Raw genomic sequence first — 11,338 nt, 5'->3', positions numbered from 1 at the left:
CGCTGTCAACCACCTCTTCAACCGCTTTCGATCCAACCTGATCGAGCCATCAACAGTGCCACTCAAACCACCCTGTCGATGCCGGCGCATTCTACTCGAATTCGCCGTCCGTGCAACCTTTATTTTCGTCTAACCACCTGATTAACAAGGAGTTTTCAGATCAGGCCGCGCCGGAAGTGGTGCGCATTATAGGCAACCTGGTTCTCAGGTCAACGGTTATTTACGCTTTTCCGCGTAATGAGCCAAAGCTCGATAATCGAACGCTTTGTCCCAGCCATTTCCTGGAGTCGATTGACCTAATTAACCGGTTAGTACATTTTTAGCTGAGCTCTATAAGCAACCCCACAATAACAACAGGAAGCACCATGGCTCCCATCATCCTGATTCTCAATGGCCCGAACCTGAACCTGCTGGGCACCCGCGAGCCGGCAACCTACGGCTATGAAACCCTGGCCGATATATCCCGCCTTTGCGCCGATACCGCCGAGACACTCGGCCTGGCTACCGAGTTTCGCCAGACCAACCACGAAGCCGAGCTCATCGACTGGATTCACAAATCCCGTGGCCGCTGCGCAGGCATCGTGATCAACCCTGCTGCCTGGACACATACCTCGGTAGCCATTCGCGATGCGCTGGTCGCCAGCGAGCTGCCGGTAATAGAGGTGCATCTATCCAATGTGCACAAACGTGAAGCCTTCCGACACCATTCCTTCGTCTCCTCGATCGCACTCGGCGTGATCTGCGGCCTGGGCAGCGGAGGCTATCGCGCAGCACTACAACACTTCAGCCAACTCGTTAAAGGATGATGCACCCATGACGACCAAAACACCGAGCATCCTCGCCGGCCTCATCGGTGCAGGTATCCAGGCCTCCCGCACACCAGCCATGCACGAGCATGAAGGCGACGCTCAAGGGATTCGCTACTTATATAGGCTGATCGACCTGGATCAGTTGCAGCTCGACAGCAGCGCCCTCCCCGACCTGTTGAGCGCTGCCGAGCGTATGAGCTTCACCGGACTGAACATCACCTTCCCCTGTAAGCAGGCAATCATCCCCCTGCTCGATGAACTGTCCGACGAAGCCAGAGGGATTGGCGCGGTGAATACCGTGGTGTTCAAAGATGGCAAGCGCATCGGCCACAACACCGATTGCCTGGGATTCTCGGAAGGCTTCCGCCGCGGCCTCGACGGTGTAAAGCGCAGGCAAGTCGTGCAGATGGGCGCTGGCGGTGCAGGTGCCGCGGTGGCTCATGCACTGTTGAGCGAAGGCGTTGAGCAATTGAGCATTTTCGATGTCGAGCTTGAACGCGCCCAGGCCCTGGCAGCCAATCTCAACGAGCACTTCGGCTCATCGCGTGCTCAAGCAGGTAGTGACCTGGCATCTGCCGTGGCAAGCGCCGACGGTTTGGTCAACACCACCCCCATGGGCATGGCCAAGCTTCCGGGCATGCCAATACCCAAAGCGCTGCTGCGCCCGGCACTTTGGGTCGCTGAGATCGTTTACTTCCCGCTGGAGACAGAACTGCTTCGTGAGGCCAGAGCCATCGGCTGCAGAACACTGGACGGCGGCAACATGGCGGTGTTCCAGGCGGTGAAAGCATTCGAACTGTTCAGCGGTGCGGAAGCTGATGCGCAGCGTATGCTCGATCACTTCCACAGCATGAACGGTTGATGGTTCCAAGCCGGCCATGAATAGTGGCCGGCTTGGCTTCAGCAGGTGATATAGCGCAATACCGCTTCGCAGATCATGTTCTTGTGACGCTGCTTGACCTGCTCATCCGGCAGATCGATCTGGAAGATCTCGCCGAACGTATGCCGGTTGGAGACGCGATAGAAGCAGAACGAGCTGATCAGCATGTGCACATCCAGGGTGTCCAGCCCTTCGCGGAACAGCCCTTCTTTCTCGCCACGCTTGAGCGTTTCGCCCAGCGTCAACAGCACCACATTGCTCATCCGGCGGATTTCCGGCGACTGCTTGACGTACTCGCCGTAGTGGATGTTCTCGATACTGACGATGCGCACGAAATCCGAGTTGCGGTCATGGTGGTCGAAGGTGAACTCGACCAGGCGGCGAATGGCGTCCGGCGGTGGCAGTTCATCGAGATGCAAACGCCGCTCGGTGCTGCGGATATCGCCATACAGCTTGGAGAGCACTTCGACATAGAGCTGCTCCTTGCTGCCGAAGTAGTAATAGATCATGCGTTTGGATGTCGCCGTGCGCTCGGCGATGGCATCGACGCGCGCCCCCGATAGCCCTTGCTGCACGAACTCGGTAATAGCGGCCTGCAGAATGTTCTCCCGGGTCTTTTCCGGGTTGTTCTTGCGCGGCTTTCGGGGCGCTGCGGCCAGTTCTGCGGCCGCAGGCTCAAAGGTAACGGTCATAGAAGTACTCATCGTGGCCTTTCTTATTGTTCATCCTGCAACCTGACGGCGGGTGGAGGGCTGCAAGCCGACACCCGCCAGGGCACACAGGTTAGAGCTTCGCCTGACGCACGCTACCACTGCGCGACTTGGCCATCGCCGCAAGGCGGACGGCGACGTTGGCGGCACCATAGCCGACATAGCCATTCTTGCGCTGAATGATTTCAAAGAAAAAACGCTCTTCGAACGCCTCGGTGTATACGTGGAACAGCTCCCCGCCCTGTGCATCACGGTCGTAGAGCACGTTGTAGTAAGCCAGCTCGCTGAGGAACTCATCGTCGAAGTCGAAGCGTGCGGCCAGATCGTCGTAGTAGTTGAGAGGAATGTCCAGCAGGGGAACGCCCGCTTCTTTGGCCCGCGCGACTTCCTTGAAGATATCCTCGCAGGAAAACGCGATGTGATGCACGCCCGAACCGCGGTAGCTGGAAAGCGCGTGGGCGATAGCGGTGTTGCGGTTCTCGGAAATGTTCAGCGGCAGGCGCACCGAGCTGCATCGGCTGCGCAGCGCGCGGCTCTTCACCAGACCGTAAGGGTCAGGCAAGACCACTTCGTCATCCGCCTCGAAGTCCAGCAGGCTTTTGTAGAACAGAACCCAACTGTCCAGGCTATCGGCCGGCAGTGCCAGTGCCATGTGATCGATGCGCTGCAGGCTGCCGGTCTGCGCCACGTTCGGATCGAGCTTGAAGTCGGTGTCGTAGATGGTCTGCCCGGCTTCGGCTTGATCGACCAGGTAGATCAGGCTGCCATCGGGGGCACGCATCGCCGGAATTTCCCGCTCGTTCGGCCCGACCAGGCCACGATAAGGATGGCCGCGATAATCGCGAGCGCGCTGCAGCGCCGAAGCGCCGTCCTTGACCTTCAATGCGGTGGCACACAGAGACGGCCCATGGGCCTCGAAGAAGCCATGGGCAAAGGAGTACGGCTCGGCATTGAGGACGATATTGATATCGCCCTGACGCAGCAGGCTGACGTCCTTGGAGCGGTGCTGCCCAGCCTTGGCAAAACCCAGTCGTTCGAGCCAGCCCGACAGTTTGGCGCCGGCTGACTCATCAACCGCGAACTCGAGAAACTCGACGCCGTGATAGCGACTGGCTGGCGGCGTGGAGAAAAGCATATCGAGATTCGGAGCCTGTTCGTCTGCGGCCAGCAGCTGACGGGTTTTCTCCTCGAGATAGAGCAGCGAGCGCAGCCCGTCCACTGCATTGGCACGGGGCGGCGCGGCGCGGAAACCGTCGTTGAAGATTTCCAGGGACAACGGGCCGGTATAGCCCGTGCGGATGATCGGCGCGAGGAAGCCAGGCAGATCGAATTCGCCCTGACCGGGGAAGCAGCGGAAATGACGACTCCACTCCAGCACGTCCATCGCCAGGATCGGTGCGTCAGCCATCTGCACGAAGAAGATCTTGTCGCCCGGAATATCGGCAATCGCGGCCGGATCGCCTTTCAGCGACAAGGTATGAAAGCTGTCGAGGATAACGCCGACGGCGCGATGATCAGCCTGGCGAACCAGGTTCCACACTTGCTGGTAGGTGTTGACGTGGCGACCCCAGGCCAATGCTTCATAGCCGATGCGCAGACCGCGCGCGCCAGCACGCTCGCCCAGAAGGCGCAGGTCATCGACCAGAATTTCCTCGTCTCCCAGGGAGTCGGCCGCCACGTTGCTGCACACCAGTACCAGGTCGGTTCCCAGTTCCTGCATCAGATCGAACTTGCGTTCGGCACGATCGAGGTTGCGCTGCAGACGATCACGACGGCAACCTTCGAAATCACGAAATGGCTGGAACAGCGTGATGGCGATGCCCAGGTCGGCGCACATCTTGCGAATGTCGCGCGGGCTACCCGCGTAGTACAGCAGGTCGTTCTCGAAGATCTCCACACCATCGAAGCCCGCAGCCGCAACGGCCTCGAGTTTTTCCGGCAGGGTTCCGCTCAAGGATACGGTGGCAATCGAGCGATGCATACTTCAGCTCCTTGTAGATAGCGATCTCTGCGGATCGCGTGATGGACTCGGCCAGGCTCCAGCAAGCGTAGTCGACAAGGCTTTCGTACCTTACCAGACAGGTTCGTCAATCAGCCGGCAGCCCGATTCTTCGGGGGCTGCAGCGATTATTCGCGCGCGCGCGGGAAGCGGCAATTCAAAGTGTACGAACCAGTTAGTATTCCGTGCGTTTATCGAACACAAGGCCGTTTATCGAATTGACTGCGTTTCGCCATTTGCAACAACATATTTCTAACCGCTGCGCTATCACATCTTGGCGCAGACCACTCAAGCGGCCTTGCCTCATCCATAACAATTTCAATAAGAGTACTACCATGCTCACTTCCCACTCCCTGCGCCCCCACATACCATTCGCCCGCTTTTTGACCCGCACTCAGCCAGCGGCGCTCCCGTACGTCTTCCCCTGACTCGCGACGCTCCACTCGATAATCCTGACAGCGGGCTGACTGTGCCGATCCAAGGCCGGTCGCCTAAAGCCGATGCTCGACCCGCACTCACCTGCCGGTTCGCTCAGCGCTCTAATAACAACGGAGACAATGATGGCTAAGCCCTCGAGTTCACAAGCCAAGAAAGCTACAGCCAGTGGCTGGGTCGGCTCCGCTCTGGAGTACTACGACTTCTTCATCTACGCCCAGGCAGCGGCGCTGATTTTCCCGCAGATTTTCTTCCCCAGCAGCGATCCGAAGATGGCCATCGTCGCCTCTCTGGCCACCTACGGCGTGGGTTACCTGGCCCGCCCTATCGGTGCCGTCGTCCTTGGCCATTGGGGTGACACCCGTGGCCGCAAGAATGTGCTGCTGCTGTGCATGTTCCTGATGGGCATCTCCACCATGGCCGTCGGCCTGCTGCCTACCTACCACGACATCGGCTTCCTGGCTCCGGTCTTACTGGTAGTGCTGCGTCTGGTACAGGGCTTTGCCGTAGCCGGTGAAATTTCCGGTGCCAGTTCGATGATTCTCGAACATGCGCCATTCGGCCGACGAGGCTTCTACGCCAGCTTCACCCTGCAGGGTGTGCAGGCTGGCCAGGTGCTCGCCGCGGCCGTGTTCCTGCCGCTGGCTTACTTCATGCCGAGCGAAGCGTTCAACGAGTGGGGCTGGCGTATCCCGTTCCTGCTCAGCGCCTTCGTGTTGCTGGCGGGTTTCATCATCCGCCGTGAAGTTCATGAGACTCCGGCCTTCGTCAACGAAGAGAACAAACAGAAGATCGCCAAGTCGCCGATCGCCGAAGCGTTCACCAATAGCTGGAGAAACATGGTTCTGGTCATGGTGATGGCGCTGATGAACGTCATCCCGGTGGTGGCGACCATCTTCGGTGCGGCTTATGCGGTACAACCCGCGTACGGCATCGGCTTCGACAAGAGCGTGTACCTGTGGATTCCGGTGGTGGGCAACATCGTCGCCGTGCTGGTGATCCCCTTCGTCGGTAACCTCTCCGACAAGATCGGCCGGCGCCCGACCATGATCACCGGTGCATTGGGCTCAGGCTTGCTGGCCTTCGGTTACCTGTACGCCATCAGCATCAGCAACGTGCCACTGGCATTCATCATGTCGCTGCTGATGTGGGGCGTGGTTTACCAGGGCTATAACGCGGTGTTCCCAAGCTTCTACCCGGAGCTGTTCCAGACCCGCTACCGTGTTTCGGCCATGGCCATCGCCCAGAACATCGGCACCATGCTGACGGCCATGCTGCCAGCGGTGTTCGCCCTGCTCGCACCGCCCGGCTCGGATAACGTTCCGCTGCTGATCGGCGGCCTGGCATTCGGCATCACCTGCCTGTGCGCCATCGCGGCCTTTATCGCTCCGGAAACCTATCGGGTACCGATGGCCGACCTGGGCAAACCGGGCGCCAAGTCGATGGACAAAGCCGAGTACGAAACTGCCCGTATGAGCAGCCTGAACACCAGCAGCCACTGAACAGGCCGACAGATGCAAATAAAGAAGGCCCTTAAAGGGCCTTCTTTCATTTCTACTCCCAGCCGATCAGCCTGCTGTGAACATTGGGCTCAACGCTTGCTGCGCTGCTGGTAGGCAGCGGCCAAGCCGCTCAGGCAGATGATGGCAATACCGACTTTGGCGCTGGCCTCCGGATCATGGCCGAAAATCAGCAGGCCCAGCAGACCAGCGAAGACGATCTGGCAATAGCCGAACGGCGCCAGCAACGCCGGGGCGGCATGGCGAAAGGCCTTGGTCAGCATCAGGTGAGCGAACATGCCGCAAGCGCCCAGCGCCAGCATCAACGGCAAGTGCTGCAACTCCGGCAACTGCCAGAAGAACGGCACCAGGCAACTCATCACCAGGGTATTGAGCAGGCCGGTGAAGAAGTTACTGGTGGTGGGCGTGTCGTACTGGCTGAGTATACGCGTCAGCAGTTGATAGGCCGCAAAACAGGTCGCCGAGCAGAGCGGCAGCAGGATCGCCGGTGTGAACAGGTCGCCACCCGGGTGAACGATGATCAGCACCCCACCGAAGCCGACCAGCACAGCCGCCCACTGACTACGACTAACACGCTCATTGAGCAATGGCACCGAGAGTGCCGTGACCATCAGCGGCGCGAGAAAGTTGACCGCCGTGGCCTCGGCCAGCGGGATGTACAGCAGGCCCGTGGTGAAGAACAGGCTGCAACCCAGTAAACAGATTGCCCGTAGCGCCTGCAGACCAGGCCGCTTGCTGCGCAACACGCGCAACCCGGACTGCGGCAGGAAGATGCCGGCCATCAGCAGCGTGTGCACGACATAACGCGCCCACACCACCATGATCACCGGGTAGATACCGGACAGGTATTTCGACAGCGCATCATGGCTGGCGAACAGAAAGGTCGCCAGTACTACCAGGGCGATGCCCTTGAGCGGATGGTTGACGCCTGACAGTGAACTCGGGGTACTCATGCGAACTCTCGTGATTCAGCAGACACCATCATACTCGATAGCTGACTAACTATCTGATCAGCCTAACCCCGCTCAACAGCCTTTAGCGGACGCGGTCGACTCCAGTATGGGCTATGGATGGGTGTGTAACCGTGCCAGTAACGCCCGCGCCTTGTCGATAGCCGACTGTGCCCGCTGCTCGGCACTGATGCCCTGCTCCAGCAAATGCCGCGTCGGGATTTCCAGACTCAATGGAACGGAGGCTGGTAGACAGCGCAACAGCCCCGCCAAGTCACAATCACCATCGCCGGGAAAACGCCGCTCGTTACGCGCCTGACGCAGAATTTCCGCCATATCATCGGGCCGCGGCCCGGCCACGTCGCACAATTGGGCATAGCGCAGGCGTGATGGTTCCACTTGTTGCAGATCCTCCAGACGCGAGGCCGAGCGATCGAAATGAAAGGCGTCGACCAGCACGCAGCCATTGTCACGCCCCGCGCGCTGCATGATGCGCACGGCCTGCTGCAGATTGGCGACATCTGTCCAGGGCATGAACTCCAGGTGAGGATACAGGCCGTACGGTGCTGCCCGGTCGCACAATTCGGCGAAGTTGTCAGTCAGGCGCGCTTCGTCAGGATCGTTGCCAGCCACCAGTACTTCGCTCGCGCCAAATTCGGCGCCGGCTTCGAGCACTGCCTCGAAGTCGCTGCAGCGGGTTTGCGGTTTCAGCCGCAGAATCTCGATATCCAGCACGCGGACACCGGTATCGCGCAGACACTGGAGGGTCTGCTTACGCAGCCCGAGATCGGCGACCAGAGGAAAGTGATGCTCCTCTTCCGTTGCCGGAATCAGCCTCAGGCCAACATGGCTGTAACCGGTGCGGGCAGCCACCTCGACCATCTCCGGTGGAGATAGCTCGAGGACGGTGAGGCTGGCCAGGGAAATGATGCGTTCGTTGTTGTTCATGACATGCTCTCGGCGGCGAAAGCCGCAATTGATCTGGACGTTGCTCAGATGATCTCGGGCGCGCAGGCACTGGCATCGGCGGCTGCCCGGCAGATGGCTTCATACAGCGCCAACGTGCGTCCGGCATCGGCAGCGCTCACCAATGGCGGCACTTCGCCGCGGGCAACGGCGATGAAATGCGTCAGTTGTTGGCGCAGCGCTTCATCGGCATCAAAAGGCTCGTGCCGTACATGCAGCGGCTCGTGCCAGCCGGCGCCATGGTCCGCATACGACCAGTGCTTGAGCTGCGGGATACTCAGGGCTCCGCGGGTACCTGCCAGCAGATAGCACGGCTGATCCGGCTGCCGTGGATAAACTGGATTTTCTCCAGCAGTGAGCTCCCAGCTCCAGGGCGCCGCCACCGCATCGGAGCCGGTCAAGCTACCCAGCGCGCCATTGGCGAAACGCAGGATCACCGCGGCGCTGTCTTCATTGGCGAAGCCACGCACCGCGCTGCTGGTGATGGCCTGCACCTGCTCCACTTCACCGCAGAGATGGCGCAGCAGATCGAGATCGTGAATCAGGTTGGTCAGCAGCATTCCCGCGCCGGGCTCGCGGCGCCAGGCGACATCGTAGTAACTGTCCGGCTTTTGCAACTGCCACAGCGCAGTCACCGTGGTCAGGCGCCCCAGGGCACCGTCCTGCAGTAACTGACGGGCCTTGACGATCAGCGGATTGTGGCGTCGATGATGGCCAACCAGCACCGGCACGCTGCTGCGTTCGACTGCCGCCACCAGCTCACGCACTTCGGCCAGGCTCACGCCGACCGGTTTCTCCAGCAATACGGGCAGGCCAGCTTCAATGCAGCGCAAGGCGGTCGGCACATGCGCGGCGTTGGGGTTGGCGACGATCACCGCCTGGGCCAGGCGACTGTCGAGCAGGGTTTGCAGGTCGCTGAAACAGGGTACGTCGAACTCATCCGCCACCTGCACCGCCTGCGGCCCTGGATCGGCGATGGCGCAGAGTTCTGCCTCGGGCAATTGGCGCAGATGATGAAGATGTTGCCGGCCCATGATTCCGGCGCCGATCAGGGCGATACGCAGTGGCGGCTTCAAAACGCGAGTCCTTTTCTGATTATTGTGGATGAGCCTAGCGCTCTCCAAAATAATTTAGAACTCAGTTCCACAATTAATCAACGATAGCCTTGCTAACAGGGCGTTAATCGAACGTTATCGCCGAAACTCAAACGAACAACTCTGACGCCTGGCTGGCTGCAGAAAGCTCACCGGCAACTTCGATCAACAGCGGCGCCAACTCCTCCATTCGCTCGACCGGCATGCGCGCACTCGGGCCGGCGATGCTGAGCACACCAATGGTGCCGCCATGCTGGGGATGAGTGATCACCACAGCCAACGCACAGGTGCCGACGGACGATGTTTCCACTACAGATGCATAGCCGCGTGCGCGAGCCTGACGCAGGTAACCCAGCAACTGCTCATCATCGTGAGGCGCGTTGGGGCCAAACTCGCTGTCTTCGGCAATCTGCTGCCGCGCCACCAGTGCCAACGCTTCGGCGTCCGTCAGGCTGGCCAGCCAGGCATGGCCGGAAGCGGTATAGCGCAACGGCGCATCACGGCCCATGTCCGGGTCGTAGCGCAGGCCAGAGCGAGCGCCCTGGGATTTGGCGATCCAGGTCTGCCGCTCGCCCTCGATCACGCCCAGGCGCACCAGCTCGCCACTTTCCCGCGCAAGCCGGTCGAGGATCGGCTGCACGATATCCGCGCCGCTGCTGACCAGATAGCGAAACCCCAGGGCGACCAGCTTGGTCGACAACCGATAGCGGCTGGTCTGCGCATCCTGGCGCACGTACCCCAGGCGAATCAATTCGGCCAGCATGCGGTGAGTGGCGCTCTTGGGAATCTGCAGTTGCTCAGCCAACACCTGCATCGGCACGTCGCCAGCGCCCGCCAGACTTTCCAGCAGGTTCAATGCCCTTTCTATCTGGCTACCGGCCATGAAGCAGTCCCTCGATAAATTTGCGCGATTCTAAAAGACATTCCTGCGCATACGGAACCGTCCTGATTTCCAGACCAGAGCGGCGAGGGTCTGTTCCCGTTCCACACGGCCGCGATGAAACGGGTACAGACCCTAGGCACCATCGACAGGTTCAGGGGGTGACTGCACCACGCAAGACGCGCCATAATCGCGAAGCCATCTTTGTACTAACTGGTTCGTTCTTGTTCGGTTACCGAACGAGAACACCTTTGGCCAATTGAAATAAACAGGATCACCGCACAGTATTCGATCCACGTCAGTGAGGTTTCCGCGCTCAAGCCGGCAACCCCAGAAAAAACGCAAATGCTGAACCTATAAATATAAAAAGGTCGCCCTCCATGTCACAGCTCAACACTGTGTTTGCCCGTGCACAGCAGATAACCCTCCGGGCCATCCGCACGCTGGCCAACTCGCATTGCGAAGATTGGTCATCGCTCTCTCCCGCCGCTATCAGCCTGCTCATGCCTGTTACACCCTGGCAGGCAGCGCCTGAACGGCAGCCAAGCCATGCCGACACCCGTACCTGATCAAGGTACGTCCCCCAAACGTGGGCAGCATGAACTGCTTCTGGAGTGACCTATGACTACATCGAAAAAAGTACCGGTGGGTGAGCGCACCTTCTGTGTACTGCTGGTGATTTTCAGTATCGCCGTGCTCTATCAGGCCTACCTGATTTCCGGGTTCTCCTCGATCAGCTCGCCGGGCGCCTTCCCACTCGGCGCCAGCACAGTCCTGCTGATCGCTGCATTGCGCATACTCGTCGAGCTGCGCGGCAAACCCACCCACGGCGAAGGCTGGCTGGCTTCAGTGAAACGCTTCAATCACGAACACTTCCCACGCCACATCGTCGTCTTCACCCTGTTTGCGGTGGCCTATCTGGCTGCGATCCAGTGGGCGAGCTTCTACATCAGCACCTTCGTATTCCTGATGCTCTCCATCGTCTACCTGCGGCGCGGCAAGGTGCTCTCGGCACTGTTCGCCACCAGCATCTCGGTGTTGGCCATCTACCTTCTGTTCACCCTGGCGTTCAGCGTCTACCTGCCCTGAGACGAG

10 protein-coding genes are annotated in these 11,338 nt (G+C 59.9%); 4 read left to right on the top strand and 6 right to left on the bottom strand.

The window, feature by feature from the left end; genetic code table 11:
- The first annotated feature begins 365 nt into the window (after nt 1–365).
- A complete protein-coding gene (aroQ, locus tag DNK10_RS20300; RefSeq protein ID WP_131182659.1) occupies nt 366–806 on the top strand; it encodes a type II 3-dehydroquinate dehydratase in 441 nt (146 codons plus the stop codon).
- A 7-nt stretch (nt 807–813) separates the two neighbouring features.
- Nucleotides 814–1,671 (top strand): shikimate dehydrogenase, encoded by an 858-nt coding sequence (locus DNK10_RS20295; RefSeq protein ID WP_131192803.1) that lies wholly within the window; start codon nt 814–816, stop codon nt 1,669–1,671.
- Nucleotides 1,672–1,709: 38 nt separating this feature from the next.
- Here the strand turns inward: DNK10_RS20295 and DNK10_RS20290 are convergent, their stop codons facing one another.
- Together DNK10_RS20290 and quiC are read right to left on the bottom strand one after the other, a co-directional pair.
- The gene (locus DNK10_RS20290; RefSeq protein ID WP_131182657.1) at nt 1,710–2,381 is read right to left on the bottom strand and encodes a TetR/AcrR family transcriptional regulator; all 672 of its coding nucleotides are present in this window, start codon (nt 2,379–2,381) and stop codon (nt 1,710–1,712) included.
- Between the two features lie 91 nt (nt 2,382–2,472).
- On the bottom strand, nt 2,473–4,380 hold the full coding sequence (quiC, locus tag DNK10_RS20285; RefSeq protein ID WP_131192802.1) for a 3-dehydroshikimate dehydratase QuiC: 1,908 nt from the start codon (nt 4,378–4,380) through the stop codon (nt 2,473–2,475).
- Nucleotides 4,381–4,958: 578 nt separating this feature from the next.
- On the opposite strand from quiC, the gene DNK10_RS20280 reads away from it, so the two are divergent.
- Nucleotides 4,959–6,335, top strand: coding sequence for an MFS transporter (locus DNK10_RS20280; protein WP_131182655.1), 1,377 nt, complete (start codon nt 4,959–4,961; stop codon nt 6,333–6,335).
- 89 nt (nt 6,336–6,424) lie between these two features.
- Here DNK10_RS20280 and DNK10_RS20275 read toward each other — a convergent pair whose 3' ends face one another.
- The 4 genes from DNK10_RS20275 to DNK10_RS20260 all read right to left on the bottom strand — a co-directional run bounded on the left by DNK10_RS20275 (nt 6,425) and on the right by DNK10_RS20260 (nt 10,246).
- The gene (locus tag DNK10_RS20275) at nt 6,425–7,306 is read right to left on the bottom strand and encodes a DMT family transporter (RefSeq protein WP_131192801.1); all 882 of its coding nucleotides are present in this window, start codon (nt 7,304–7,306) and stop codon (nt 6,425–6,427) included.
- 111 nt (nt 7,307–7,417) lie between these two features.
- Nucleotides 7,418–8,251, bottom strand: coding sequence for a sugar phosphate isomerase/epimerase family protein (locus DNK10_RS20270; protein WP_131192800.1), 834 nt, complete (start codon nt 8,249–8,251; stop codon nt 7,418–7,420).
- 44 nt (nt 8,252–8,295) lie between these two features.
- Entirely contained in the window at nt 8,296–9,345 is a 1,050-nt protein-coding gene (locus DNK10_RS20265; protein WP_131192799.1) for a Gfo/Idh/MocA family protein, read from the bottom strand.
- Between the two features lie 127 nt (nt 9,346–9,472).
- The gene (locus DNK10_RS20260) at nt 9,473–10,246 is read right to left on the bottom strand and encodes an IclR family transcriptional regulator (protein ID WP_131192798.1); all 774 of its coding nucleotides are present in this window, start codon (nt 10,244–10,246) and stop codon (nt 9,473–9,475) included.
- Between the two features lie 618 nt (nt 10,247–10,864).
- On the opposite strand from DNK10_RS20260, the gene DNK10_RS20255 reads away from it, so the two are divergent.
- A complete protein-coding gene (locus tag DNK10_RS20255) occupies nt 10,865–11,332 on the top strand; it encodes a tripartite tricarboxylate transporter TctB family protein (RefSeq protein ID WP_131192797.1) in 468 nt (155 codons plus the stop codon).
- Nucleotides 11,333–11,338: the final 6 nt, after the last annotated feature.

This window comes from Phytopseudomonas daroniae (assembly GCF_004327275.1).
Taxonomy (GTDB): Bacteria; Pseudomonadota; Gammaproteobacteria; order Pseudomonadales; family Pseudomonadaceae; genus Aquipseudomonas; species Aquipseudomonas daroniae.
The sequence above is the reverse complement of the archived record's forward strand: the minus strand, read 5'-3'. Positions and strand labels throughout refer to the sequence as shown.

What these genes read in the sequence shown, in the direction of transcription:
- aroQ (WP_131182659.1), top strand. Translation starts at nt 366, where the DNA reads ATGGCTCCCATCATCCTGATTCTCAATGGCCCGAACCTGAACCTGCTG.
- DNK10_RS20295 (WP_131192803.1), top strand. Translation starts at nt 814, where the DNA reads ATGACGACCAAAACACCGAGCATCCTCGCCGGCCTCATCGGTGCAGGT.
- DNK10_RS20290 (WP_131182657.1), bottom strand. Translation starts at nt 2,381, where the DNA reads ATGACCGTTACCTTTGAGCCTGCGGCCGCAGAACTGGCCGCAGCGCCC.
- quiC (WP_131192802.1), bottom strand. Translation starts at nt 4,380, where the DNA reads ATGCATCGCTCGATTGCCACCGTATCCTTGAGCGGAACCCTGCCGGAA.
- DNK10_RS20280 (WP_131182655.1), top strand. Translation starts at nt 4,959, where the DNA reads ATGGCTAAGCCCTCGAGTTCACAAGCCAAGAAAGCTACAGCCAGTGGC.
- DNK10_RS20275 (WP_131192801.1), bottom strand. Translation starts at nt 7,306, where the DNA reads ATGAGTACCCCGAGTTCACTGTCAGGCGTCAACCATCCGCTCAAGGGC.
- DNK10_RS20270 (WP_131192800.1), bottom strand. Translation starts at nt 8,251, where the DNA reads ATGAACAACAACGAACGCATCATTTCCCTGGCCAGCCTCACCGTCCTC.
- DNK10_RS20260 (WP_131192798.1), bottom strand. Translation starts at nt 10,246, where the DNA reads ATGGCCGGTAGCCAGATAGAAAGGGCATTGAACCTGCTGGAAAGTCTG.
- DNK10_RS20255 (WP_131192797.1), top strand. Translation starts at nt 10,865, where the DNA reads ATGACTACATCGAAAAAAGTACCGGTGGGTGAGCGCACCTTCTGTGTA.